We start from the raw sequence: 25,070 nt of genomic DNA, 5'->3' as shown, positions 1-25,070 counted from the left end.
CACTCAAGCTTCGGTGTTGTCCTTGCGCGCCTGAAGGGCGGTCGCAGTGCGGCTGATGATCTCGTGCCTGAAGTGCTCGAAGCGGCGGCGCGCTTCGGCTTCGCGATCGTCGACAAATTTGATCGCCGCGTCCCTGTCCATCGGGCCGTTGACCAGCGGGGTCGATCCTTCGCCGACGGTCTCGTCGACATAGTATCGGCCACCGTCCTCGCGCACCGTCCAGCGAAAGCGCAGTGCGGCCATCGGGCCCGGGCCGGACTTCGAATAGCCGTTCGCCTCGATCGGCTGGGCCGGTTGGACGGGTTCAGGCTCCGGCTCGCTTGGCTCCGGTTCGACCGCTGCCGGTTCGACGACCTCAGGTTCGCGGGCCTCGGGCTGGCTTGGCTCGGGCTGTTCGGCAGGTTCGGACTGTTCGACCGGAGGCGGCTCGACCGCCGACGGCGCGGCGGGCGCGTGCTCGGTGGACACAGTCGCGTGCTCGGTGGACACAGTCGTGATCGACACGGTCTCCACCGTAACGATTTCGACCGATGTTGGCAGAGGCGGCGGCATCGCGATCGCGGCCGGCCGCTCCTCAGCGGGCTCGGCTGCCTTGTCAGCCGTCTTGTCGGACGGTTTGGCCTTCTCGGGAGGCGTCGTCGTCTGATCGAGAATGCTTGCGATCGCGGCGAGCGCATTGTCGGTCGGGTCACTCACGGTTCGGCCCCCCAGGCATGGCGCCGGCGGAATCGCGCCGACGCCCTTCCTATCTACCTGATCTGACTGTCCTTTGTCAGCTAGGCGCAGACCGGCGGGCGGCGGTCCTTCCAGGGCCGGACCTGTTCGAGCTGGCCGGCGAGGCGGAACAGCAGGCCTTCCTCGCCGAGCTTGGCCGCGAACATCATGCCGAGCGGCAATCCGGCCTTGTTCCAGGCCAGCGGCACCGACATCGCCGGCTGGCCGGACATGTTGAACATCGAGGTGCCCGGCATATAGCGGCGCAGCACCGGCGCAATGTGGGTGAGGTCCTCGGACATCGTGTTCAGCTCGCCGAGGCGGAGCGGCGGCGCGCACAGCGTCGGGCTGAGAAAGATGTCGCAGCCTTCGAAAAAGGTCGCGAGCCCACGCGAGATCTGGAATGCGGCAAGCTGCGCGGCGACATAATCGGCCGGGGTCATCTTGGCCGAGTTCTGGCCGCTGGCGAGCGTCAACCGCTCGACATCATCAGATGTCAGCGTGCGCCCGACGCGCTGCTCGAGCAGGCGGATCGTCAGCGCCGTGTTGCCGGCGACGATCGTCGTCATGGTCGCGGCCGGATCGGCTGCAAGCGGCGGTGCGCGCTCCTCGACATGGTGGCCGAGCCCGGCCAGCAGCTTGGCGACGTCGCGGACCGCCGCTGATATCTCCGGATCAATGGCATCGCCATAGGGCGACTTGTCGGTGAAGCTGATACGCAGATGGCCGGGGTCGCGGCCGACCTCCTGCGAGAACGGCCGCTCCGGCGGAGGCGCGACGTAGAGGCTCGACGGCTCCGGACCATGGATCGCATCCATCATGACCGCGCTGTCGCGGACGCTGATGCTCAGCACATGGCCGACGGAGAAGCCGCCCCAGCCTTCGCCACGGTCGGGGCCGACCGGGTTGCGGGCGCGGGTCGGCTTCATGCCGAACACGCCGGAGGCGGAGGCGGGGATCCGGATCGAGCCGCCGCCGTCGCTGGCATGTGCGACCGGCAGGATGCGCGCCGCAACCGCAGCACCGGCGCCGCCGGACGAGCCGCCGGAGGAATGGTCGAGATTCCAGGGATTGCGGGTCGGGCCGAACAGACGGGATTCCGTCGTCGGCATCAGCCCGAATTCCGGGCTTGAGCTTTTGCCGAAGATCGTAAGCCCGGCGTCGAGGAAGCGCTGCGCCAGCGTGCTGTTATGGTCGGCGACAAAATCCTTCAGCAGGCTGGCACCCGAGGTGGTGCGCGTGCCCTCGAGCAGATCGAGGTCCTTGAGCAAAAATGGCACGCCGGTGAAGGGACCGTCAGGCAAACCCTTGGCGATCTGGCGCTCGGCGTAGTCGTAATGCTTGACGACAACAGCGTTGATCTTCGGATCGATGGCGGCGGTGCGCGCGATCGCCTCGTCGAGCAATTCCTTCGCGGTCACGTCCTTGTTGCGGACCAGCTCGGCGAGACCGACCGCATCGTAGTTGCCGAATTCCTTGAAAGCCATGTGCATGCTCCGCATCGCCGGGCCGACCTTGCCGGATCGGCCACGGCGCAACTAGAGCACGATCCGGAAAAGTGTGAAGCGGTTTTCCGAAAAGATCGTGCTCAAACAAACTAAAGCGCGACGACCTATCTCATCGCGCTTTTGGGAAGGCTGAAAGCTCAGCCGAGGACGTCCTGGTTGATCACGTTCTGGCGCAGCGGATTGCCGTCCAGCACGCTCAGGATATTGCGCGCGGTCTGTTCGCTCATGCGATCGACCGCCTCGACGGTGACGCCCGCCACATGCGGCGCCATGATCACGTTGGGCAAAGCGTGCAGCGGCTGGCCGACCGGCGGCGGTTCGACCTCGAACACGTCGAGGCCTGCACCGGCGAGCTTGCCCGATACCAGCGCGTCGTGCAGCGCCTTCTCGTCGACGATGCCGCCGCGGGCGGTGTTGATGAGATAGGCGGTCGGCTTCATCAGGCGGATCCGGGCCGCGTTGAACAGGCCGATCGTTTCGGGATTCTTCGGGCAATGGATGGTGACGAAATCCGCCCGCGGCAATGCTGCCTCCAGGCTCGGCACCACCTCGCAGCCGGCCGCGGTGATCTCGCTGGCGGGCTTGTAGGGGTCGTACACCAGCACGTTCATTTCCATCGCCAGGCAGCGCTTGGCGGTGCGGGTGCCGATGCGGCCGAAGCCCACGATTAGCACGGTCTTGCCGTAGAGATCGAACGGCAGCACGCCGAGCCGGCTCGCCCAGGTGCCGTCCTTGACCATCGAATGCATTTCCTGCGCGCGCTTGGCCAGCGTCAGCATCATGAACAGGGCCTGCTCGGCGACCGACGGCGAGTTGGCGGTGCCTGCGACCATCAGCGGCACCTTGCGGCGGGACAGCGCCGGCACGTCGACGGCGTCGTAGCCGACGCCGATCCGGGTCACCACCATCATGCCCTTGGAGGCTTCCAGCTCGGCCTCGCCGAACCGGGTGGCGCCGAGCGCGACGCCATGGACCGGGGCATGCTGCTCCAGCATCGCCTGGAAATCCTTGGCCGAGATCAGGTTGGGAAATTCGATGAGTTCTACGTCGTCCCGCTCGTTGAGGAGCGCCCGCGCGCCCGGAGACAGAGTCTGGGTGATGAAGATCTTCTTCTTGTTGGTGGCCATTTCCTGCCCTTGAGGTTTCTTGTACGCCGTCAAAGGACGGCGCCGGTCACCTCGTTTAGCAAATGCATATTGTTGAGGTCCACAGCCAATCGGAGCGGGCTGCCATCCTGCGCGCCGGCATTGGGGTTGACCCGGCCGCAGACCTGGCTGCCCTCCAGCGTGAAATAGACCAGGGTCTCCATGCCCATCGGCTCGGTGACGTCGAGCACTGCGTCGAACGGTTCGACGCCGGGCTCGGCGTGCGGCCGTGCCTCCATGACGTGCTCGGGGCGGATGCCCAGCAACAATTTGTCGCTGCGCGAGAGCGCCTGGTAGCGGGCGGCGCGCGCCGGCGGCAGCGCGAAGGCGAGCCGGTCGGTCAGCCGCACGTTGAGCTTGCCGCCGACATCCTCGAGCCGGCACGGCACGAAATTCATCGCGGGCGAGCCGATGAAGCTTGCGACGAACTTGGTCGCCGGCTTGTGATAGAGCTCGCTGGGCGTGCCGATCTGCTCGATCCTGCCGTGGTTCATCACCACCACGCGGTCGGCCAGCGTCATCGCCTCCACCTGGTCGTGGGTGACGTAGACGGTCGTGGTGCGGACCTTCTGGTGCACCTTCTTGATCTCGATCCGCATCTGCACGCGCAGCTTGGCATCGAGGTTGGAGAGCGGCTCGTCGAACAGGAACACCTTCGGATTGCGCACGATCGCGCGTCCCATCGCGACGCGCTGGCGCTGGCCGCCGGAGAGCTGCTTCGGCTTGCGGTCGATCAGGTCGGTGATGTCGAGCATGCGGGCGGCCTCGGTGACCCGGCTCTTGATCTCGGCCTTGGGATAGTGTTTCAGCCGCAGCCCGAACGACATGTTCTCGGCGACGGTCATGTGCGGGTAGAGCGCATAGTTCTGGAACACCATCGCGATGTCACGGTCCTTCGGCGGCACGTCGTTGACGACGTCGCCGCCGATCATGATGTCGCCGTCGGAGATGTCCTCGAGGCCGGCGATCATCCGCAGCGTCGTCGACTTGCCGCAGCCGCTCGGGCCCACTAGCACCACGAACTCATGGTCGGCGATATCGAGGTCGATGCCGCGCACCGCCTCGACCTCGTCGTAACGTTTCACCACCTTGCGCAAACTGACGTCGGCCATAAGTTCAACCCTTTGTCGCACCGGCGGTCAGGCCGGCAATGTAGTAGTCCATCAGGAAGGCGTAGATGATCAGCGGCGGCGCGGCGCCGAGCAGGGCACCGGTCATGATCTGCCCCCAGTTGAAGACGTCACCCTTGATCAGCGTGGTGATGATGCCGACCGGCAGCACCAGCTGGTCGGTCGAGGTGGTGAACACCAAGGGATAGAGAAACTGGGCCCAGGACACGGTGAAGGCGAAGATCGTCGCCGCGATCAGGCCAGGCAGCGCGACCGGGATGAAGATCCGCGTCAGCGTCTGGAACCAGCTTGCCCCGTCGATGATCGCGGCCTCGTCGAGCTCCTTCGGGATCGAGGCGAAATAGCCGATCATGATCCAGGTGCAGAACGGCACCGTCAGCGTCGGATAGATGAACAGCAGCACATACCAGCGATTGACCAGCTGGATGCCGGTCCAGTCGCCGAACACCGCGAACATCTTGAACAGCGGAATGAACAGCAGGCTGTCCGGGATCAGGTAGGTGAGGAACACCCCGGTCGCGAGCGTCGCCGAGCCCCAGAACTTCATCCGCGACAGCGCAAAGGCGGCCGGCACGCTGATCAGCATCGTGATGGTGACCACGATGATCGAGACCCAGGCCGAATTCCAGAAGAAGCGCAGGAACTGGTTCGAGGTCAGGAGCTCGACGTAATTCTCCAGCGTGGGCTGGTGCACCCACCACGGGTTGGTCGCCGCCGAAATCTCGGCGCTGCCCTTGAGCGAGGTGATCAGCATGTAGAACGGGGGCGTCAGCGAGAAGATCGCAAACAGGGTCAGGAAGAAATACGACCAGCGCAGCGCCCAGGTCCGGTCGCGGCTCATGCTGCCATACTTGACCTTGCGGGTCGGGCCGGACTTGTCGATCGTCATCGTGCTCATCAGGCTTCGTTCCCGCGTTTGGAGATGTCGCGCAGGATGAAGATCGCTGCAACCGCGAGGATCGGCACCATGAACAGCGAGACGCTGGCGCCGAGCGGAATGTCGCTGCCCTCGATGCCGACGCGGAACGCCCAGGTCGCGAAGATATGGGTGTGATCGAGCGGGCCGCCCGCGGTCAGGATGCGGACAATGTCGAAATTCGCGAAGGTCACGATCAGCGAGAACAGAGTGGTGATCGCGATGATGTTGCGCATCATCGGCAGCGTCACGTACCAGATCCGCTGCCACCAATTGGCGCCGTCGATCGCGGCTGCTTCATAGAGCTGGTCGGGTACCGATTTCAGCGCCGCCAGATACATGATCATGAAGAACGGCGCGCCGTACCAGACGTTGACCAGGATCACCGAGAAGCGCGCCCACATCGCATCTCCGGTCCACGGGATCGGCCCGATGCCGAAGAACGACAGCGTGTAGTTGAAGGCGCTGTAGGACGGATCGAACAGCCAGAGCCAGGCCAGCGTGCTCATGGCCGGCGGGATCACCCACGGCACCAGCAGCATGCCGCGCCATTTGCGCTGCTTGTTGGCGGGCACGTTGTGCACGAAATGCGCGACGATGAAACCGATCAGGGCTTTGAAGATCACCGCCGAGATCGCGAAAATGCAGGATTGCTTGACCACCAGCCAGAAGGTGTCGCGCTTGAACAGGAACTCGAAATTGCCGAAGCCGACGAACTTGGTCATCGCCTTGTTCAGCGTCGCGAGGTGCAGCGAATAGAAGGCAGGGTAGAGCACCAGAACAGCGATCAGGACGATCAGCGGCAACGTCATCAGGAACGCGGCCATCGACTTGCGCCGCAGCGCGTTGCGCAAGCCGACGCGGCGCCGACCCGACTGGGCTGCGGCCGCGCGGTTGGGGTGGAATGCGACATCAACCATAACGCAGGTCCCTCGCGCGGGTTGGTTGCAGACTCGCCGGCTCGGCGGCTGGGATGTAGCGGCGAGAGCTCGCGCGGCCGGCACGATCGGCCGGCCGTGCGGGGCTCGCTTGTCGTCAGCTTCGCATAAAGCCTTCACACTCGCCCTCGGCCCAGGCGAGGGTCTTTTCCATGCTTTCACCCTGGTAGTATCGCAGGCACATCTTGGTCAGGGTGGCCTGGAAGTAAATCTGCTGGGCAACCTTCGGCGGCGCCGGCGACGCGGCGATCGACAGGGTCTGATGGTTGTACGGGTTGGGATAGTGGTACAGCGTGCCCTTCGGCGGGGCCTGCTCCTGCCAGATCTTCAACGTGGTCAGGTTGGCAAAGGCCGGAAGATCGTAGCCGCCGCTGGCGTTGACCAGCCGCTCGATCGAAGCCGGCTGCGACAAATGGGTCAGCAGACTCTTGGCCGTTTCCTTGTTCTTGGAGAAATTCCAGAGGGACAGGAAGTAGGGCAGGAACGGCGCGAAGCGGCCCTTGGGACCGGCCGGGAAGCCGTGGGTCCAGCATTGCTCGGCGATCTGCGGTGCGTCGCGCTTGGCCACCGCCCATGCGCTTGGCGGATTCATGATCATCGCGCCCTTGCCGGCCACCAGCCATTTGTTATTGGAGGCATCGTCCCATGCCGAGACGTCGGGCGGCAGGAAGGCGATCAGCTTCTTGTAGTAGTCGAGCGCCTGGCGCACCGCGTCGGTTTTCACGGTCAGGTTGCCCTTGGCGTCGACCAGTTCGGCGCCGAACGACTGGAAGATCGCGCCGGCGGTGTCGACATTGTCGCTGGTTTCGCCAAGCCCGATCCCGAACGGGAAGCCGGCCTTGTGGCAGGCTTCGGCCGCCTTGAGGAAGGTATCGAGGGTCCAGTTGTCCGCCTTCGGCGGGCTGCCTGCCGGATACATTTCCTGCACGTCGATGCCGGCATATTTCTTCATCAGGTCGATGCGCGAGCAGGGGCCCTTGATCTGGCTGCCGAGGCAGGTGGGGACACCGAGCCATTTGCCGTCGAGCTGGCCGAGATATTTGACGGTGCCGTTGACCTCGCCATTCTGCTTGATCAGCGGCTCCATGACGTCGTTGACCGGCTCGAGTTGCTCGGCGTTGGAGTGCACCCACCACGTGGGCATGGCGAAGATGTCATGACCGGTTTTCGCCTGCGCTTCGGCGGCAATGGTGACGAGGTTCTTGTTGCCGACGCTGGTGATGTAATCGATCTGGACCTCGACCTTCTCCTTCTCAGCCCATTCCTTGACCAGAGCGGTCGACTCGCCGTTCGCGCCGGGCACCCAGTGATCCCAGAAACCGATCGAGAGCTTTCCGGCTGCGTAGGCGCCGCGCACGTAAGGGGCTGTAACGAGCGCCGCCGATGACAGCGCTGTCGCTGCAACGAATTCTCGGCGCGAAAGCTTCTTCCGTGACATGGCATTCCCTCCCTGGTCGCCGACGGACAAAAGACTTTTTCGAATCCCGTCGTTGTTTTTGTGCGTCGCGTTGGCGCGACGTCGCGGGATTTCGTTCACACTGATCAGAACAGAATTGCTTGCGGCTGTCGAGAAACGAGATGCCGGTCCCGCGTAGTACTAACGTTGTGGTCAAATTGCAGGCAGGGTCAGCGGCGGCGTCGCAATTGCAGGTGGATTTCAGCGCTTCGTGTAATCATGTTGCGATGCACGCGATGCGCGACGCAGAGACGCGCGAGACGGTGCGCGGTTGAGCCGCAGGTTTCCGGCTGGGCCGGATCAACCGTGTTCCCGTCATGTTGATGCCCGCCGTGACCGATAGACTCGCTGAAGCTGGAAACGATAAAGTCCGGATTCGTCGAACCGACCCCCGCATCAAAGGTGCAATCCACCATCGATCACGGAGATCCGATCATGCTCATCCCGGTAGCGAAGCTGCGAGCACAATGGAGGTTGTGCGCCGCGGTTGGGGCCGCCACCGTCACGCTGCTTGCAGTGCCTCACATGGTCGATGCGCAGATCGTGCAGGGCGTCGAGAAAGGCGCGCGCGAGGGCAACAAGGCCGCCGGACCGGTCGGTGGCGTCCTGGGCGGCGCGATCGGGGGCGTGGTCGGCGTGGTCACCGGCGTGACCGGGGTGTTCACCGGCAACAACGCCAACAACGCCAATCCCAGTGCCGGCAACGGCAAGAACGCGCAGGCGCCGGCGTCAGGCGACAAGCAGGGCGCCAAGGCCGGCAAATCGGCCAAGGCCGCGACCAAGGACAAGGGTGCCAAGCAGCCGCCGACGATGCTGACCCAGGCGGGCGCGCCGCAACTCACGGCCGAACAGATCGTCGCCAACAGCGACGCCAACATCGAGCGGATCAAGAAGGAACTCAATCTCACGCCGGAGCAGGAAAAGAACTGGGCCGGCTTCAACAGTGCGATGCACTATCTCGGCCATAACGGCGCCGACCGGCTCAACCTGCGCATCGCGCGGGCTCAACGCGATCCACCCGATGACATCATCGAGCAGATGCGCAACGAGGCCCAGTTCCTCAATGACCGCGCGGGCGATCAGCGTAACGTTGCCGACGCCGCCGAGCCGCTCTATGCGAGCCTCGACGACAAGCAGAAACAAATCTTCATCAACGAAATGGTCCGCCTCAGCCACGAACGCGGGCTCGACTAGAGCCGTCCATGGAATCCGAATGACGGCTCCGGACTCCTGTTCCGAAGCGTTCTCGTTACGCGAATGGATATCCACTTCGCTCGAAGAGCTTCACGGAGCTGTCGCCGGCGATGTGGGGACGAATAGCCGGGCCACCATGCCCTGGGGTAGGTTAAAGGCGCAGCACCCGGCTATTCTGCCGCAGCGGCGCGGCCCGGTTAATTCGTCATTCAATATTGAAGAAAAACGGACCGGATCACGCCCGAGTGATGGCCGAGTCGGGGCCTTGTCGGGAACCGATTGCGCGACATGAAAACTGGCCGGCAGATACGCCGACCAATTGTTGAGCAGATCAGTTCAGCGTAAGCCGGTTCAGCTCTTGGGAAAGTTCAGCTCAACGCCGACGCCGTCGGGATCGTAGAGGAAGATCTGGGTGTCGCCGGTACGCGGCACGATCTGCTCGCGGAAGCTGACGTTGTTCGCCTGGAGGCGCTTGCGCACGCCGTCGACGTCGGTGGCGGCAAAGGCGATGTGGTCGAGGCGACCGGTGTCCTCATATTTCTTCTCGGTGCCGCGCACTACGATGCCGTCGCGCGGCTTGCGGGTGCCCATCAAATGGACCGTGGCCTGGCCGCCGGAATAGAGCCAGTAGCCGGGGAAATCGAGCGGCGGGCGATCGCCGTTCTCGAGCCCGAGCACCTCGCAATAGAACGTCTTGGTCTTCTCCAGATCCTGCGGTTCGATGGTGAAATGCTGTAGTCCGCCCAGTGGCATGGTTCGTCTCCTTGAGAATTGAGATTAGACAAAGCTGAGGTCGGCATCGACGCCGAGCATCCAGGCGCCGACGGTCTCGAAATGGCTGAAGCGGCCCTGCAATTGCTGGGTCACGGTGTGGATGTCGCGGAAGCGGCGCTCCAAAGGATGGCCGTCGAAGATCGCGGTGGCGCCGGCGGTGTTGTAGGCGAAGTCGACGGCTTCCTTGGCCTTGTGGATGGCGTGCGTCGCGGCCATCCGGATCGTCATGCGCTGCGCAACCGTGATGCTGTGGCCGGCGACCAGATCCTGCCAGATGTCGGCCATCGACTGCAGCAGGAAGGCGCGGGCGGCGCGAAGATTGACCTCGGACTGGGCAAGGCCCGACTGCACCACGGCATTGTCGCGCAGCGTCTTCGTCATGCCGCGCGGCACCTTGTTGCGGGCGACGTCGAGGAAATTGTCGAGCGCGCTGCGGGCAATGCCACAGGCGACCCCGGCAAAGCCGATCTGATAGCAGGTGTGGTTGCTCATCCGGTACAGCGGACCGTTCTCGCGGCACTCGCGGTCGAACTCGCGGGTGATCGAATGATCCGCGCGGACGAAGAAATCATCCAGCGCGAACTGGTCGCTGGCGGTGCCGCGCAGCCCGACCGTGTTCCAGATGTCGGTCCAAGCGACGTCTTCGGTCCGCACCAGCATGGTGCGCTCGATTTGCTCGCCATTGGCGTCGCGGCGCGGCGAACCGTCCGCGGCATAGATCGGGCAGTGGGCGCCGAGCCAGGTGGCGTGCCGCCCGCCGGAGGCGAACGACCAGACCCCGGTGACGCGATAGCCGCCCTCGCACTCGATCGCCTTGACCTTCGGGCCGGGACCCCAGGCCAGCACGGCGCGCGGGTCGGCAAACACCTCCTGCGCGACCGGCAGATCGAGATAGGCCGCCGACATCGCACAGCCGCCGGCCTGGCTCAGGCACCACGCCGTCGAAGCGTCGGCCTTGGCGATGGCTTCGATGACATGGAAGAAGGTGACGGGATCGGTCTCGATCCCGTCGGTCGAACGCGGCAACAGCAACCGGAACAGCCGCGCCTCATGCAGCCGGTCGAGCAGGTCGGGCGGCAGGCGGCGCGCCGTTTCGATCTCGTTGGACGCCGCTGCAACCGCGTCCCTGATCGCCTCGGCGCGGGCGATCACGTCGCGATCGCCCGCAAGATCGGCTGAAGTCACGCTCATGTCCGCCTCCCTCAGGCGCGCCGGATGGTGGCGGAGGCCGCGACGTCGGCCGTCGCATTGAGCTCCTTGTCGATCTGCTCGATCGACTTGCCCCGGGTCTCAAGCCCGAAGAACAGATAGACGGCGCCCGCCATCAGGAACCAGCAGCCGAGATAGACGAAGGCAGTCGGGATCTGGGTCAACGGCACGTCCGGCTTGAGGTAATTGTTCGAGCCAACGATCAGGGCAAGCCCGACCGGCCCGATGATCTTGCCGATGCCGCCGAAGCCATAGGCCGAGCCCATGCCGGTGGTGCGCAGATGCGACGGCCAGACCTCCGCCGCATAGGGACCGACGATCGCAAAGCCGCCGTCGGCGAAGAAGAAGGCGGCACCCAGCAGCAGCCAGAACGCCGACATGCCGAACAGCGTCGCGTCGTAGTGATAGCCCGCGATGATCGTGAGCGCACCGGCGCCGAAGCCGAGCAGGCCGCCGGCGACGCGCCGTCCCAGCAGTTCCGAGAAATAGGAGAACGAGATGCGGCCGAGGAAGCCGGTGACGCTGAGCAGGATCATCATCTTGGCGGCCTCCTGTGGCGTCACCTTCAGCAGCAGGACGAACAGCGAGGGCGCCCACAGTGTGATGCCGTAGACGCCGGTCTGCGCGCCGGCATTGCCGAGCCAGGAGACGATCAGGCTGCGCGGATATTTGAACAGGTCGAACCAGCTGGTCTTAACGATCGGGCCGGCGTCGGCCGCGCTCGGCAAGGGCAGTTCGGAGGGCTGGAGTTGGAGCGCCCAGGCGAGCGACTTGCGGGCTTCGTCATAGCGTCCTTGCCGGCACAGCCAGCGCGGCGATTCCGGAACCCAGAGCCGGACCAGCAGCACCAGAACCGCCGGCAGCACGCCGATCGCAAACAGCAGCCGCCATTGATCGGTGCCCATGATCGCACCCAGCACCGCGCCGAGGCCGACGCCGAGCGGGATCACGCAGGTGACGAGCCCGCCGACCCAGCCACGCTTGTGCGAGGGCATGAACTCCTGCACCAGCGGCAGGTCGACGCAATACAGGCCGCCGACGCCGGTGCCGACGAAGAAGCGCAGGATCGCCAGATAAACCCAGCCATTGTCGGGGGTGAAATAGAGCAGGCCGGTCGCGATCGAGAAGTTGAGCACCGTGCCGATGAAGACGATGCGGCGCCCGACCCGGTCGGCGAGCCAACCCCAGAGATAGGCGCCGATGATAGCGCCGATGCCCGAACTCATCAGCACGGTCGCCGACTGGCCGAAGGTGAGTTTCCAGGGCCCGATCAGGAAGGCGAGCACGAAGCCGATCAGGAAATAGTCGAAGAATTCCAGCGCATCGCCGATGATGGCGGCCGCAAGGATCTTGATCTGGTTGCCGGTCAGAGTCGTCCGGCGATCGAGAATCTCGAACATGGCGCGTCTCCCCATGGCGCCTGTTCATTATTGTTCGGAGCGTGCGTCGCGCCAGCGCATCGCCCATCGGATGAGGCTATCCTCGCGCCGCCGCGAACGGCAAGCCCGCGCCGACGCGGAGCTCATCTGCACGGACACGATAAGCAATTCGGCTTACTGCTGCGCACAAATCATGGTGCGAAAGCCCGACGTCAGCCGCGCCAGCCGTTGACTCCGGTAATGCCGATCGCCCACCTTTGCGCGAACAGAGCGTGGGGGCAGGCCGGGTGGACGAAAAGCGCAGGCATCCGCGAACCGAGGTCAATGAACCCGGCTATGTCTCGTCGGGCGGTTCGGTCATGCACTGCACGATCGTCAACGTATCCCCGGACGGGGCGGCGATCGAAGTCGAGAACCCGGCCTTCGTCCCGCACAGATTCCGCCTGGTGATGGCCGGCGATGCCTCCGTCGTCTACGAGTGCCAGGTGATCTGGAGCAAGAAGACGCGGATTGGACTGAGTTTCGTGAAGGCAGGTTAGCACTGCGCGGCGCAAAAAAGACGGCTCCCCCGCGGAACACCGCGCCGAAGCCGTCTGGGATGGTCGTTTGCCGATTACGAACGCCGCCTCAACGCGAAGTCGGCAACTTCGTTCCGCGTCGCCCTGAAATAAAAGCTCTGGCGGGCGTCAGCGCCACATGCCGCGCATCCGGGCGCCGATGTCGATCGGTGGCGTTCGGTTCGCGGTCGAGGCTTGTGCAGGCGCGGCGCGCGGCCAACTGGTCCGCTCGAACATCGGCAGCAGCCGTTCCGGGATGAAGCGGGTGCGCGAGGCGTACATGTGGCGATCGCCCTTGGCGGCCTGGCCATGGACGAAGAAGCGCTGCGGCACCATCAGGTGCAGATCGTCCTTGGCGCGGGTCATCGCGACATAGAGCAGGCGGCGCTCCTCCTCGAGCTCCGCCGAGGTGCCGGCGCCGAGGTCGGATGGCATGCAGCCGTCGACGACGTTGAGGACATAGACCGACTTCCATTCCTGCCCCTTGGCGGAGTGGATGGTCGACAGGATCAGGTAGTCCTCGTCGAGCAGCGGCACGCCGGCCTGGTCGCTGGTGGCGTCGGGCGGATCGAGCGTGAGCTCGGTCAGGAAGCGCTCGCGTGACGGATAGCCGGCGGCGATCTGCTCGAGCTGAATGAGATCGGCGCGGCGCACCTCGCTGTCCTCATGGATGCGGTCGAGATGCGGCTCGTACCAGAGCCGCGCTCGCTCGATGTCGACCGGCCATTCCGAGTAGCGCAGGTTCCCGATCGCCTCGATGAACAGCCGCCAGTCGGCGCCGGCGCGCGGCGGGGCGGGCAGCGCGACGAGGGCTGCAATCGGATCGGCGGCTTCGGCCATGTGGTCGAGCACTCGCTGCGCCGAGGCCGGCCCGACCCCGGGCAACAGATGCAGGATGCGAAAGCCGGCAACCCGGTCGCGCGGATTGGCGGTGAAGCGCAATAGCGCCAGCATGTCCTTGACGTGCGCAGCGTCGAGGAATTTGAGGCCGCCGAACTTCACGAACGGGATGTTGCGGCGGGTCAGCTCGACCTCCAACGGTCCGCTGTGCGACGAGGTGCGGAACAGCACCGCCTGGTGCTTCAGCAGCGCGCCTTCCTCGCGGTTGGCCAGCACCTCCTCGACGATGTATCGCGCCTGATCGGCCTCGTCGCGGATCGTCACCAGCAGCGGCTTGCGGGTCGAGGTCCGGTCGGTCCACAGGTTCTTGGTGAAGCGCTCCTTGGCGAGCGAGATCACGCCATTGGCGGCCGAGAGGATCGGCTGGGTCGAGCGATAATTGCGGTCGAGCGTGACGATCTCGGCGGCCGGGCTGAATTGAGTTGGGAAGTCGAGGATGTTGCGCACGGTGGCGGCGCGGAACGAATAGATCGACTGCGCATCGTCGCCGACCACGGTGAGCCCGCGCCCCGCGGGCTTGAGCGCGAGCAGGATCGAGGATTGCAGGCGGTTGGTGTCCTGATATTCGTCGACCATCACATGATCGAAGCGGCCGCCGATCTCCTCGGCCAGCGCGGTGTCCGTCATCATTTGCGCCCAGTAGAGCAGCAGGTCGTCGTAATCGAGCACGTTCTGCCGTTGCTTGGCTTCGACATAGGCCGCGAACAATTGCTTCAACTCGCCGGCCCAGCCGGAGCACCACGGGAAGAACTGTCCGAGCACCGCCTCGATCGGCATCTCCGCATTGACGCAGCGCGAATAGATCGCAAGGCAGGTGCCCTTGGTCGGGAACCGGCTTTCGGTGCGCGAGAAGCCGAGATCGTGGCGGACCAGGTTGATCAGGTCGGCAGAGTCCTCGCGGTCATGGATCGTGAAGGCCGGGTCGAGCGCGATACGCTCGGCGAACTCGCGCAACAGCCGCGCGCCGATGCCGTGGAACGTGCCGGCCCAATTCAATGCGTCGGTCATGACCGAGGCGCGATCGCCGAGCACGCGCCGCGCGATCCGCTCGACGCGGCCGGCCATCTCGGCGGCGGCGCGCCGCGAAAAGGTCATCAGCAGGATACGGCGCGGATCGGCGCCGGCTAAGATCAGATGCGCGACGCGATGGGCAAGCGTATTGGTCTTGCCGGAGCCGGCGCCCGCGATCACCAGCAGCGGCGTGCCCACGATGCAATCCTTGCCGACGCCGTGCTCGACGGCGCGGCGCTGCTCGGAATTGAGCGCATCGAGATAGGCTGTGTTGGCAACATCAGGCACGAATCACCCCCACGAAACGCTAACAGACATTGCGATTCCGTGGGGCCGGCGCAGTGGCGCGGGAGCAGAGAAATTAGATTGACATTAACGCCGTGCGGCGCACAACCGCGCCATGGCTGACGTTTCCAAATCCGACACGCCGCTGAAGGCGACATTCAAGGTGCGGCTCAACGGCGAGACGGTGACGCTTGCGACCGTCGGCCAGGCCTACCGCTTCATCAGCAATCTCAGCGCCGTCGAATGGATGGAGTTCCGCTCGCTGCATGACGACGCGTTGGCTGCGCTGGAGCGAGCGGCCGGGAACGCAATGCTGACGGTGCAGGCCACCAACGCGCTGCGGACGCTGTTCGTCCGCGCAAAGCTACTCTGAAAAGAAATGGGCCGCCTTGGCCCTCCGAGGCGGCCCGAGAGTGCGGCCGATGCGCAATTGCGCGTCCTGCCGTCGCGTGTACCGCCGTTACCTTGTTTGCGGCCATAACGGACAGGGCCTTACGCAGCCGCTGTCGATTCGGCTGTAGCTGCCGCACCACAATCAGGGGCCAACGTCGTCGACGAGCCGGTCATACACAAGGGCGGAGCGCATGTTCATCGTTGCGATCTTTAGATAGCTCGGTTCGCGCATGGCGTTGTTGAACATCATGATCGCGGCCTTCCAGTAGCCGCGCTCCCGCTGATCGAGGCTCAGCGCAGATAGATAGTCCGCCGCATCGCCGACGGTTGCGAGCGTGCGGCCGTCCTTCAGCACGATCGGGAACGCCAGCGGCGACCGCTTCTCCAGCTCAAGCACGTGACGCTCCCCCCAAGACGAAGCAGCAATAGCAGAACTGGCTGCGCCGCCATATCGAAGCCTTGCGGGAGGTGGGGCGGCTCAGAAAGAATCCGCCAGCGCGATCTCGGCCTTCAACGCGTCGATGCGCCGTTCGGCTTCCTCGGACGTCAGGTCACCCGCGTACTGGTTGGGCTGATAGGCCTCTTCGGCGAGGCTCCTCAACCGCAGCCCCTGGGCACGGGTCATCAGTCCGCCAAGGCGCTCCGCGACCCCGCCATATCTCACTGCTGCTATGCTCATCGCTGACCTCGCTTGCTGGATCGTGACTTGACATTATGTTCTATTTTTGTTCTAACAAGCCATGGATAACAAAATCAATGAAATTCGCCGGAAGATCAGCACTTTGCGGGCTGAGATGACCCTGATCGAGGCGTCGATCCGGGATCAGGTCAATCGCGACCTTGATTGCAGCGAAGCGTCATACCGGCTGATGGCGATGCGCGCCGAGGTGGCTGAGCTCATTGGTCGGTGGAAGGCCGCCGGGGGCGGCGATCGACTGCCGACGGTCAGGGAGCGGCTGAGCCGGAGCTACGCGGATCGGCCGGCAGCGACGGTCAAGCCGGACCGGAGCAAACCCGGCAAGGGGAAGACCGCGGCAGGCCAGAGCGTCGCGCGAACCTGATCCGGACCAGGTGCAGCCAGGTGCTTGGCGCGGTCTCGCGCCTGAACAGGTTTCCGGGCTGGAACCCGGAGCGCGGGATTGCATTTTCCTGTGGTGAGAGCCAACGCCATAGCATCGCCCAGCGCCATGATCGCCGATCCGACCGCGCCACCGCGGGCATCGATGAATGACGATCGCAGCCCGCTGCTGACGCTGATCTCCTGCATCAGCTGCGTCAGGACGATGCGGCTCGAGAGCAGCTCTCCGGGCAATGACGGCAGGGATATTCTCCAATACCGCTGCGAACACTGCAGCCGCATCGAGCGGGTGCAATTGGTGCGGCGAAGCTGGCCGGCAGACCGCTAGCCGTCGCTTTGCACCACGACCGGAATTTCGACGCCGGTCGGCGCACGACGCGCGCGCTTCAACCCCGGTCGTCCTTTTCCGGTTGCACGATCACGCTGCGCCAAAAGTTCCAATTGCGGATTGGAACTTTTGGTTCCATTCACGATTAAGGTACTCGATTTGTGTCACAAATTGCGGTCCTGGCGTTTTCCCGCTTGAATCAATCAAGGGCAGTCATTCTTATGGTCACACTGGCTCTTCCGAGTCCTTGGATCCTTGGGACTCTTGGCCAGCGCGTAGGGGAAATTCCATGACCGATCTCGGTTCGCCGCCTCGTCCCCGTGCTGATACCCGTCGCGCCCAATCATCCAACGGAAGTCTCGACTCCTCGCACGATCTGCTGCAGTCGCTGCAGGCGATGCGCGGCGGCGACTTCTCGGTCCGGATGCGCGGCGACTATCTCGGGATCGACGGCAAGATCGCGGATGCCTTCAACGAAATCGCGGCTGCCAATGAGCGGATGGCGCAGCAATTGGCGCGCGTCGGACAGGTCGTCGGCCGCGAGGGACAGACCCGCCAGCGCGTCAATTTCGGCCTCGCCAGCGGCGCCTGGGCCGACATGGAGAGCTCGGTCAACACGCTGATCGACGACCTGCTGTGGCCGACCCGCGAGGTCACCCGCGCGGTCGCCGCGGTGGCGCAGGGCGATCTGCTGCAAACCGTGCAGCTCGACGTCGAGGGCAGGCCGCTGCGCGGCGAATTCCTGCAGTCGGCGAACATCGTCAACACGATGATCAAGCAGCTCTCGGTCTTCACCTCGGAGGTGACGCGCGTCGCCCGCGAAGTCGGCACCGAGGGCAAGCTCGGCGGCCAGGCTCAGGTGCCGGAAGTGACCGGCGTCTGGAAGGACCTGACCGAGAGCGTCAACTCGATGGCCAACAACCTGACCGGCCAGGTCCGCAACATCGCCGAGGTCACCATCGCAGTCGCCAACGGCGACTTGTCCAAGAAGATCACAGTCGACGTCCGCGGCGAGATCCTGCAGCTGAAAGAGGCCATCAACACGATGGTCGACCAGCTGCGTTCGTTCGCCTCGGAAGTGACGCGCGTGGCGCGCGAGGTCGGCACCGACGGCAAGCTCGGCGGCCAAGCCATCGTGCCCGGCGTCGCCGGCACCTGGAAGGATCTCACCGACTCGGTGAACGCGATGTGCGGCAATCTGACCGCCCAGGTCCGCAACATCGCCAACGTGACCACCGCGGTGGCCCGCGGCGACCTGTCGCGCAAGATCACGGTCGACGTGTCAGGCGAAATCCTCGAGCTGAAGGACACCATCAACACGATGGTCGACCAGCTCAACTCGTTCGCCTCGGAAGTGACGCGCGTGGCGCGCGAGGTCGGCACCGAAGGCAAGCTCGGCGGCCAGGCCCAGGTGCCCGGCGTCGCCGGCACCTGGAAAGACTTGACCGACAACGTCAACTTCATGGCGTCGAACCTGACCGCTCAGGTCCGCAACATCGCCGACGTCGCGACCGCGATCGCCGGCGGCGATCTGTCGAAGAAGATCACGGTGAACGTCTCGGGCGAGATCCTTCAGCTGAAGGAAACGCTCAACACCATGGTGGACCAGCTCAACGCATTCGCCTCGGAAGTGACGCGCGTGGCGCGCGAGGTCGGCACCGAAGGCAAGCTCGGTGGTCAAGCCAACGTGCTCGGCGTCGCCGGCACCTGGAAGGACCTGACCGACAACGTCAACTTCATGGCCTCGAATCTGACCGCGCAGGTCCGCAATATCGCAGGCGTCACCACCGCGGTCGCCAATGGCGACTTGTCGAAGAAGATCACGGTCGACGTGCGCGGCGAGATCCTTGAACTCAAGGACACCATCAACACGATGGTGGATCAGCTCAACGCCTTCGCCGGCGAGGTGACGCGTGTGGCGCGCGAGGTCGGCACCGAAGGCAAGCTCGGCGGCCAGGCCGAGGTGCGCGGCGTCGCCGGCACCTGGAAGGACCTCACCGACAGTGTCAACTCGATGGCCTCGAACCTGACTGCGCAGGTCCGCAACATCGCCGAGGTCGCGACCGCGGTGGCGAAGGGCGACCTGTCGAAGAAGATCACGGTGAACGTGTCGGGCGAAATCCTTCAGCTGAAGGAAACGCTCAACACGATGGTGGACCAGCTCAACGCCTTCGCCGGCGAGGTGACGCGTGTGGCGCGCGAGGTCGGCACCGACGGCAAGCTCGGCGGTCAGGCCGAGGTGCCCGGCGTCGCCGGCACCTGGAAGGACCTGACCGACAGCGTGAACTCGATGGCCGGCAACCTGACGGCCCAGGTCCGCAACATTGCCGAGGTCGCGACCGCGATCGCCGGCGGCGACCTGTCGCGCAAGATCACGGTCGACGTTCGCGGCGAGATCCTCCAGCTGAAGCAAACGCTGAACACGATGGTCGACCAGCTCAACCGCTTCGCCGGCGAGGTGACGCGCGTGGCGCGCGAGGTCGGCACCGACGGCAGCCTCGGCGGCCAGGCCAACGTGCCCGGCGTCGCCGGCACCTGGAAGGACCTGACCGACAACGTCAACTCGATGGCCGGCAACCTGACCGCGCAAGTCCGCAACATCGCCGAGGTGACGACCGCCGTTGCGCGCGGCGACCTGTCGCGCAAGATCACAGTCGACGTGAAGGGCGAAATCCTCGAGCTGAAGAATACCATCAACACGATGGTCGACCAGCTCAACGCCTTTGCCGGCGAGGTGACGCGCGTGGCGCGCGAAGTCGGCACCGAAGGCAAGCTCGGCGGCCAGGCCGAGGTGCCCGGCGTCGCCGGCACCTGGAAGGATCTGACCGACAACGTCAACTTCATGGCGTCGAACCTGACCGCGCAGGTCCGCAACATCGCCGAGGTGGCGAGCGCGATCGCCGGCGGCGACCTGTCGAAGAAGATCACGGTGGACGTGCGCGGCGAGATCCTGCTGCTCAAGGACACCCTGAACACGATGGTCGAGCAGCTGCGCTCGTTCGCCGCCGAAGTGACGCGCGTGGCGCGCGAGGTCGGCACCGAAGGGCGGCTCGGCGGCCAGGCAGTGGTGCCCGGCGTGGGCGGCACCTGGAAGGACCTGACCGACAACGTCAATCTGTTGGCCGCGAACCTGACCACCCAGGTCCGCAACATCGCGGAAGTGACGACCGCTGTCGCGCGCGGCGACCTGTCGCGCAAGATCACGGTCGACGTGAAGGGCGAAATCCTCGAGCTGAAGAACACCATCAACACGATGGTCGACCAGCTCAACGCCTTCGCGGGCGAGGTGACGCGCGTGGCGCGCGAGGTCGGCACCGAAGGCAAGCTCGGCGGCCAGGCCGAGGTGCCCGGCGTCGCCGGCACCTGGAAGGACCTCACCGACACCGTCAACGTCATGGCAGCGAACCTGACTGAGCAGGTGCGCGGCATCGTCAAGGTGGTGACCGCGGTCGCCAATGGCGACCTGAAGCAGAACCTGACGGTGAAGTCGAAGGGCGAGGTGGCCGCGCTCGCCGACACCATCAACAACATGACCGAGACGCTCGCGACCTTCGCCGAACAGGTCACCAGCGTGGCGCGCGAGGTCGGCGTCGAGGGACGGCTGGGCGGCCAGGCCAACGTGCCCGGCACCGCCGGCACCTGGAAGGATCTCACCGGCAATGTCAATTTGCTGGCGGCCAACCTGACCTCGCAGGTGCGTGCGATCGCGGAAGTGGCCACCGCCGTGACCAAGGGCGACCTGACGCGCTCGATCCAGGTCGACGTGCGCGGCGAGGTCGCCGAGCTCAAGGACAACATCAACACCATGATCGGCAACCTCCGTCTGACGACGGAGCGCAACACCGAACAGGACTGGCTGAAGACCAATCTGGCGCGCTTCACCAACATGCTGCAGGGCCAGCGCGACCTCGCGACCGTCGGCCGCCTGTTGCTGACCGAGCTGGCGCCGCTGATCAACGCCCATATGGGCGTGATCTACCAGGTCGACAATCCCGAGAATGCGCAGCTGCGCCTGCTGTCGGCCTATGCCAGCGACAGCAGCAATCCGCATCCGCAGATCGTCCAGTTCGGCGAGGGGTTGATCGGTCAATGCGCGCTCGACAAGCGCCAGCGCCTCGTCTCCGACATTCCGGGCGACGCAGTGCCGATCAATTCGGCCTTGATGCGGATCATGCCGAAGAACCTCGTCGTGTTCCCGGTGCTGTTCGAGAACCAGGTCAAGGCCGTGATCGAGCTGTCCTCGATCTCGTCGTTCACGACCTCGCAGATCACCTTCCTCGAACAGCTCACCGACAGCATCGGCATCGTGCTCAACAGCATCGAGGCGACGATGCAGACCGAGGCGCTGCTGAAACAGTCGCAACAGCTCGCCGGCGAGCTGCAGACCCAGCAGAAGGAATTGCAGCAGACCAACGACCAGCTCGAGCAGAAGGCCCAGCAGCTCGCCGAACGCAACGTCGACGTCGAGCGCAAGAACCAGGAGATCGAACAGGCCCGCCGCGCGCTGGAGGAGAAGGCGACCGAGCTGTCGCTGACCTCGAAGTACAAGTCGGAGTTCCTGGCCAACATGTCGCACGAGCTGCGGACGCCGCTGAACTCAATCCTGATCCTCGGCCAGCAGCTCACGGAAAACCCCGACGGCAATTTGACCGCCAAGCAGGTCGAGTTCGCCCGCACCATTCACGGCGCCGGCACCGACCTGTTGAACCTGATCAGCGACATCCTCGATCTGTCCAAGATCGAGTCCGGCACGGTGACGGTCGATGCCGAGGAGATTTTGACCTCGAGCCTGCTCGAGACTGTCGGGCGGCCGTTCCGGCATGAGGCCGAGAACCGCCACCTGTCCTTCAGCATCGACGTGGACTCCAACCTTGCGCGCAGCATGGTCACCGACTCCAAGCGGCTGCAGCAGGTGTTGAAGAACCTGTTGTCGAACGCGTTCAAGTTCACCGCGGAAGGCGGCGTCAGCCTGACCGTCTCGGCGGCCATCGGCGGCTGGAGCGCGGAGCACGCGATCCTCAACACCGCGCCTGCCGTGGTTGCGTTCGAAGTGTCGGATACAGGCATCGGTATTCCGCAGGACAAGCAGAAGCTGATCTTCGAGGCGTTCCAGCAGGCCGACGCCGGCACCAGCCGCAAATACGGCGGCACCGGTCTTGGCCTTGCCATCAGCCGCGAGCTGGCGGGCCTGCTCGGCGGCGAGATCCATCTGCGCAGCGCGCCGGGCAGGGGCTCGAGCTTCACGCTCTACCTACCGCTGAAATATGCCGGACCCTCGGTCGCACTGCGACCGCAGGCTCAGCCGATACAAATGCCGCACACGTCGGCGCCGTCGCTGCAGGCGGCGAGTACGCAGGAGCGTGTGATCGAGCAGCTTCCGGATGACCGGCTCGATCTCGAGGCCGGCGACACCATCCTCTTGATCGTCGAGGACGACCCGCATTACGCGCGGGTGCTGATCGATCTGGCGCGCGACAAGGGCTTCAAGGTGCTGGTCGCAAGCCGAGGCGCCGAGGCGCTCGATCTCGCCAAGCAGTTCCAGCCGAGCGCGGTCTCGCTCGACGTCTTTCTGCCCGACATGCTGGGCTGGACCGTGCTGAGCCAGCTGAAGCACAATCCGCTGACCCGTCACATTCCGGTCCAGATCATCACGCTCGACGAGGATCGGCAGCACGCACTGGCGCGCGGCGCGTTCTCCTTCGTCAACAAGCCGACCACGACGGAAGGCGTCAGCGCGGCGCTGTCGCAGATCAAGGAATATGCCAGGCCGCGCCGCAAGCGCCTGCTGATCGTGGAGGACAATGCGGCCGAGCAGCTCAGCATCACCGAACTGCTCGGGCACGAGGATATCGAGATCGTGACCAGCGACACCGGGGCAGGAGCGCTCTCGACCTTGCGCGAACATCCCTGCGACTGCGTCGTGCTCGATCTGCGGCTGCCCGACATGAGCGGCTTCGAAGTGCTGGATCAGATCCGCAAGGACGAGACGCTGTCCAATATTCCCGTTGTCGTGTTTACGGGCCGGGAACTCTCGGCAGAGGAGGACGCGGAACTGCACACGATGGCGCGCAGCATTGTCGTCAAAGGTGTGGAGTCGCCCGAACGTCTGCTCGACGAAACGTCACTGTTCCTGCACCGTGTGATCACGGAATTGCCCGTCGAAAAACAGAGGATGCTGGAGAAGCTCAACAGTTCCGATGAGGATCTGATTGGCAAGACCGCGCTTCTGGTCGACGACGACGCCCGCAATATCTTCGCGCTGTCGAGCGTGCTGGAGCGGCGAGGTATGAAGGTGTTGACTGCGACAACAGGTCACGAGGCGATCTCGCTGGTCGAGTCCAACCCGAAGATCGCGATCGTGCTGATGGACATCATGATGCCTCAGATGGACGGTTACCAGACCATCGGCGCGATCCGGCAAAATCCCGCCTTTGCGCGGCTGCCGATAATCGCGCTGACCGCGAAGGCGATGAAAGGCGATCGCGAGAAATGCCTGGAGGCAGGTGCGTCCGACTATCTGGCGAAACCGGTGAACACCGAGCAATTGCTGCTGGCGATCCGCATGTGGCTGCACCGCTGATCGGCGATCGAACATGATGGACCATGAAAAGGTAAACATCCTTCTGGTCGATGACCAGCCGGCCAAGCTGCTGGCCTATGAGGTCATCCTGAAGGACCTCGGCGAGACGCTGGTCGCGGCGTCGTCCGGCCGCGAGGCACTGGAGTTCCTGCTGAAGAACGAAGTCGCGGTGATCCTGGTCGACGTCTGCATGCCCGAGCTCGACGGCTTCGAGCTCGCGGCGATGATCCGCGAGCATCCGCGGTTCCAGAAGACCGCGATGATCTTCATCTCGGCGATCCAGGTCAGCGATATCGACCGGCTGCGCGGCTACGAAATGGGCGCGGTCGATTACGTCCCGGTGCCGGTCGTGCCCGAGGTCTTGCGCGCCAAGATCCGGGTGTTCGCCGAGCTCTACCGCAAGACGCGGCAGCTCGAACGCCTCAACGCCGAGCTCGAGGACCGCGTGCGCGCGCGCACCGCCGAGCTCGAGCAGTCGACCACCCGGCTGGTCGAAAGCGAGGCGCGCCGCAGCATGGCGATTGCCGCCGGCAAAATGGGTTCATGGGACTGGGACTGGGTCAACGGCGACTGGATGTGGGACGAGGGCCAATACAAGATCTTCGGCGTCGATCCCAAAACCTTCGCGCTGACATCGGACAATATCCAGGGGCTGTTCCACCCCGACGATGTCGAAGAGCTGAAGCAGGCCTGGGCCGGGTTCGGCAACGGCCAGACGTCCTATGAAGCCGAATTCCGCGTCATGCGGCCGGATGGCGAGGTGCGCTGGTGCGTCGGCACGGCGGCGGCGACCAGCGACCGGAACGGCAGGGTGGTGCGGGTGAGCGGCGTGACCGTCGACATCACTGATCGCAAGAAGGCCGAGGAACGGCAGAGCCTGTTGACCCGCGAGGTCGACCATCGTGCCAAGAATGCGCTCGCGCTGGCGCAATCGATCGTGCGGTTGACGCGCGCGCAGAACGTGACCGCCTATGTGCGGGCGGTCGAGGGCCGCATCACGGCGCTGGCGCGGGTTCACACCGTGCTGTCGTTGTCGAGCTGGCAGGGGGCTGAGATCCGACGGCTGGTGACCGAAGAGATCGCGCCTTATTCCGAGGCCGGGCAAATCCAGATCGAGGGCGCCGAGGTGCAGTTGCAGCCCGCGACCGCGCAGACGTTGGCGCTGGCGCTGCATGAGCTCGTCACCAACTCCGCCAAATACGGCAGCCTGTCGGTGCTGCCGGGCCGGCTCGCGATCACCTGGGAAGTGCAGGACGACACGCTGATCCTGGCCTGGGTGGAATCCGGCGGGCCGCCGGTGACCAAGCCGAAGCAGAAGGGTTTCGGCACGCGAAGCGTGATCGCCAGTATCGAGACCCAGCTCGGTGGAAGGGCCGATTTCGATTGGCGCGCCGAGGGCCTGATCTGCCGGCTCACGGTTCCGCTCAAGTCGCTTGTTGCGGAGACCACGGCGTACCGCGACCTATCAGCAGCTGCGCGTGAGCCTATGGTCAGTTCCAGGGCCGTTTAGCAGGAACCAAGCCTCCGGCGCTGCGGTTAACGAGTGCTGATCGCTCCGTTCGTAGCCTGAGGTGC

21 protein-coding genes are annotated in these 25,070 nt (G+C 64.7%); 7 read left to right on the top strand and 14 right to left on the bottom strand.

All coding sequences use genetic code 11. The annotated features are described in order from the left end of the window. Positions 1 to 3 precede the first annotated feature (3 nt). The 8 genes from ACVW17_RS27600 to ACVW17_RS27565 form a co-directional block, all read right to left on the bottom strand. On the bottom strand, positions 4 to 696 hold the full coding sequence (locus ACVW17_RS27600; RefSeq protein WP_456754792.1) for a hypothetical protein: 693 nt from the start codon (positions 694 to 696) through the stop codon (positions 4 to 6). 80 nt (positions 697 to 776) lie between these two features. Then, entirely contained in the window at positions 777 to 2,201 is a 1,425-nt protein-coding gene (locus tag ACVW17_RS27595; RefSeq protein ID WP_456754791.1) for an amidase, read from the bottom strand. Between the two features lie 158 nt (positions 2,202 to 2,359). Further along, on the bottom strand, positions 2,360 to 3,349 hold the full coding sequence (locus tag ACVW17_RS27590; protein ID WP_456754790.1) for a hydroxyacid dehydrogenase: 990 nt from the start codon (positions 3,347 to 3,349) through the stop codon (positions 2,360 to 2,362). A gap of 29 nt (positions 3,350 to 3,378) precedes the next feature. After that, a complete protein-coding gene (locus tag ACVW17_RS27585; RefSeq protein ID WP_456798100.1) occupies positions 3,379 to 4,479 on the bottom strand; it encodes an ABC transporter ATP-binding protein in 1,101 nt (366 codons plus the stop codon). Positions 4,480 to 4,483: 4 nt separating this feature from the next. Beyond that, entirely contained in the window at positions 4,484 to 5,395 is a 912-nt protein-coding gene (locus tag ACVW17_RS27580) for a carbohydrate ABC transporter permease (RefSeq protein WP_456754788.1), read from the bottom strand. Then, on the bottom strand, positions 5,395 to 6,333 hold the full coding sequence (locus tag ACVW17_RS27575; RefSeq protein ID WP_456798099.1) for a carbohydrate ABC transporter permease: 939 nt from the start codon (positions 6,331 to 6,333) through the stop codon (positions 5,395 to 5,397). Before ACVW17_RS27575 ends, ACVW17_RS27580 begins: the two co-directional genes overlap by 1 nt. 115 nt (positions 6,334 to 6,448) lie before the next feature. Beyond that, the gene (locus tag ACVW17_RS27570) at positions 6,449 to 7,789 is read right to left on the bottom strand and encodes an ABC transporter substrate-binding protein (RefSeq protein ID WP_456754786.1); all 1,341 of its coding nucleotides are present in this window, start codon (positions 7,787 to 7,789) and stop codon (positions 6,449 to 6,451) included. 188 nt (positions 7,790 to 7,977) lie between these two features. Then, positions 7,978 to 8,223, bottom strand: coding sequence for a hypothetical protein (locus ACVW17_RS27565; RefSeq protein ID WP_456754785.1), 246 nt, complete (start codon positions 8,221 to 8,223; stop codon positions 7,978 to 7,980). 19 nt (positions 8,224 to 8,242) lie between these two features. On the opposite strand from ACVW17_RS27565, the gene ACVW17_RS27560 reads away from it, so the two are divergent. Continuing rightward, positions 8,243 to 9,001 carry a Spy/CpxP family protein refolding chaperone gene (locus ACVW17_RS27560; protein ID WP_456754784.1) on the top strand — a complete coding sequence of 253 codons (759 nt, stop codon included), beginning with the start codon at positions 8,243 to 8,245 and terminating at the stop codon, positions 8,999 to 9,001. Positions 9,002 to 9,352: 351 nt separating this feature from the next. Here ACVW17_RS27560 and ACVW17_RS27555 read toward each other — a convergent pair whose 3' ends face one another. From ACVW17_RS27555 to ACVW17_RS27545, 3 genes are read right to left on the bottom strand one after another with little or no spacing between them, the layout of a single operon-like run. After that, complete coding sequence (locus ACVW17_RS27555) at positions 9,353 to 9,754, bottom strand: VOC family protein (protein ID WP_456798098.1); 402 nt, start codon at positions 9,752 to 9,754, stop codon at positions 9,353 to 9,355. A 24-nt stretch (positions 9,755 to 9,778) separates the two neighbouring features. Continuing rightward, complete coding sequence (locus ACVW17_RS27550) at positions 9,779 to 10,966, bottom strand: acyl-CoA dehydrogenase family protein (protein ID WP_456798097.1); 1,188 nt, start codon at positions 10,964 to 10,966, stop codon at positions 9,779 to 9,781. Positions 10,967 to 10,977: 11 nt separating this feature from the next. Next, complete coding sequence (locus ACVW17_RS27545; protein WP_456754781.1) at positions 10,978 to 12,384, bottom strand: MFS transporter; 1,407 nt, start codon at positions 12,382 to 12,384, stop codon at positions 10,978 to 10,980. A gap of 266 nt (positions 12,385 to 12,650) precedes the next feature. Between ACVW17_RS27545 and ACVW17_RS27540 the strand changes: the two genes are divergently transcribed. After that, entirely contained in the window at positions 12,651 to 12,902 is a 252-nt protein-coding gene (locus ACVW17_RS27540; RefSeq protein ID WP_456754780.1) for a PilZ domain-containing protein, read from the top strand. A gap of 147 nt (positions 12,903 to 13,049) precedes the next feature. On the opposite strand, the gene ACVW17_RS27535 is transcribed toward ACVW17_RS27540, so the two are convergent. Continuing rightward, positions 13,050 to 15,119 carry an ATP-dependent helicase gene (locus tag ACVW17_RS27535; RefSeq protein ID WP_456798096.1) on the bottom strand — a complete coding sequence of 690 codons (2,070 nt, stop codon included), beginning with the start codon at positions 15,117 to 15,119 and terminating at the stop codon, positions 13,050 to 13,052. A gap of 112 nt (positions 15,120 to 15,231) precedes the next feature. Between ACVW17_RS27535 and ACVW17_RS27530 the strand changes: the two genes are divergently transcribed. After that, positions 15,232 to 15,489, top strand: coding sequence for a hypothetical protein (locus ACVW17_RS27530; RefSeq protein WP_456754778.1), 258 nt, complete (start codon positions 15,232 to 15,234; stop codon positions 15,487 to 15,489). A gap of 162 nt (positions 15,490 to 15,651) precedes the next feature. Here the strand turns inward: ACVW17_RS27530 and ACVW17_RS27525 are convergent, their stop codons facing one another. Both ACVW17_RS27525 and ACVW17_RS27520 read right to left on the bottom strand, forming a co-directional pair. After that, the gene (locus ACVW17_RS27525; protein ID WP_456798095.1) at positions 15,652 to 15,906 is read right to left on the bottom strand and encodes a hypothetical protein; all 255 of its coding nucleotides are present in this window, start codon (positions 15,904 to 15,906) and stop codon (positions 15,652 to 15,654) included. A gap of 81 nt (positions 15,907 to 15,987) precedes the next feature. Further along, positions 15,988 to 16,188, bottom strand: coding sequence for a DUF3072 domain-containing protein (locus tag ACVW17_RS27520; RefSeq protein WP_456754776.1), 201 nt, complete (start codon positions 16,186 to 16,188; stop codon positions 15,988 to 15,990). Between the two features lie 61 nt (positions 16,189 to 16,249). Between ACVW17_RS27520 and ACVW17_RS27515 the strand changes: the two genes are divergently transcribed. The 4 genes from ACVW17_RS27515 to ACVW17_RS27500 all read left to right on the top strand — a co-directional run bounded on the left by ACVW17_RS27515 (position 16,250) and on the right by ACVW17_RS27500 (position 25,005). Further along, positions 16,250 to 16,570: a hypothetical protein gene (locus tag ACVW17_RS27515; protein ID WP_456754775.1), complete on the top strand. Its 321-nt coding sequence runs from the start codon at positions 16,250 to 16,252 to the stop codon at positions 16,568 to 16,570. Positions 16,571 to 16,696: 126 nt separating this feature from the next. Next, positions 16,697 to 16,915: a hypothetical protein gene (locus ACVW17_RS27510; protein ID WP_456754774.1), complete on the top strand. Its 219-nt coding sequence runs from the start codon at positions 16,697 to 16,699 to the stop codon at positions 16,913 to 16,915. A 289-nt stretch (positions 16,916 to 17,204) separates the two neighbouring features. After that, complete coding sequence (locus ACVW17_RS27505) at positions 17,205 to 23,495, top strand: HAMP domain-containing protein (protein WP_456798094.1); 6,291 nt, start codon at positions 17,205 to 17,207, stop codon at positions 23,493 to 23,495. A gap of 16 nt (positions 23,496 to 23,511) precedes the next feature. Next, positions 23,512 to 25,005 (top strand): sensor histidine kinase, encoded by a 1,494-nt coding sequence (locus ACVW17_RS27500; RefSeq protein ID WP_456756541.1) that lies wholly within the window; start codon positions 23,512 to 23,514, stop codon positions 25,003 to 25,005. Positions 25,006 to 25,070: the final 65 nt, after the last annotated feature.

The sequence above is a fragment of the Bradyrhizobium sp. USDA 4473 genome (assembly GCF_054063335.1).
This window is presented reverse-complemented; position numbering and strand designations above follow the sequence as displayed.

Excerpts from the sequence above, each read along its gene's own strand:
- ACVW17_RS27505 (WP_456798094.1), top strand. The coding sequence starts at position 17,205 with ATGACCGATCTCGGTTCGCCGCCTCGTCCCCGTGCTGATACCCGTCGC.
- ACVW17_RS27595 (WP_456754791.1), bottom strand. The coding sequence starts at position 2,201 with ATGGCTTTCAAGGAATTCGGCAACTACGATGCGGTCGGTCTCGCCGAG.
- ACVW17_RS27555 (WP_456798098.1), bottom strand. The coding sequence starts at position 9,754 with ATGCCACTGGGCGGACTACAGCATTTCACCATCGAACCGCAGGATCTG.
- ACVW17_RS27580 (WP_456754788.1), bottom strand. The coding sequence starts at position 5,395 with ATGAGCACGATGACGATCGACAAGTCCGGCCCGACCCGCAAGGTCAAG.
- ACVW17_RS27585 (WP_456798100.1), bottom strand. The coding sequence starts at position 4,479 with ATGGCCGACGTCAGTTTGCGCAAGGTGGTGAAACGTTACGACGAGGTC.
- ACVW17_RS27550 (WP_456798097.1), bottom strand. The coding sequence starts at position 10,966 with ATGAGCGTGACTTCAGCCGATCTTGCGGGCGATCGCGACGTGATCGCC.
- ACVW17_RS27570 (WP_456754786.1), bottom strand. The coding sequence starts at position 7,789 with ATGTCACGGAAGAAGCTTTCGCGCCGAGAATTCGTTGCAGCGACAGCG.
- ACVW17_RS27500 (WP_456756541.1), top strand. The coding sequence starts at position 23,512 with ATGGACCATGAAAAGGTAAACATCCTTCTGGTCGATGACCAGCCGGCC.
- ACVW17_RS27530 (WP_456754778.1), top strand. The coding sequence starts at position 15,232 with ATGGCTGACGTTTCCAAATCCGACACGCCGCTGAAGGCGACATTCAAG.
- ACVW17_RS27560 (WP_456754784.1), top strand. The coding sequence starts at position 8,243 with ATGCTCATCCCGGTAGCGAAGCTGCGAGCACAATGGAGGTTGTGCGCC.
- ACVW17_RS27510 (WP_456754774.1), top strand. The coding sequence starts at position 16,697 with ATGATCGCCGATCCGACCGCGCCACCGCGGGCATCGATGAATGACGAT.
- ACVW17_RS27520 (WP_456754776.1), bottom strand. The coding sequence starts at position 16,188 with ATGAGCATAGCAGCAGTGAGATATGGCGGGGTCGCGGAGCGCCTTGGC.
- ACVW17_RS27590 (WP_456754790.1), bottom strand. The coding sequence starts at position 3,349 with ATGGCCACCAACAAGAAGAAGATCTTCATCACCCAGACTCTGTCTCCG.
- ACVW17_RS27515 (WP_456754775.1), top strand. The coding sequence starts at position 16,250 with ATGGATAACAAAATCAATGAAATTCGCCGGAAGATCAGCACTTTGCGG.
- ACVW17_RS27575 (WP_456798099.1), bottom strand. The coding sequence starts at position 6,333 with ATGGTTGATGTCGCATTCCACCCCAACCGCGCGGCCGCAGCCCAGTCG.
- ACVW17_RS27545 (WP_456754781.1), bottom strand. The coding sequence starts at position 12,384 with ATGTTCGAGATTCTCGATCGCCGGACGACTCTGACCGGCAACCAGATC.
- ACVW17_RS27565 (WP_456754785.1), bottom strand. The coding sequence starts at position 8,223 with ATGGTGGATTGCACCTTTGATGCGGGGGTCGGTTCGACGAATCCGGAC.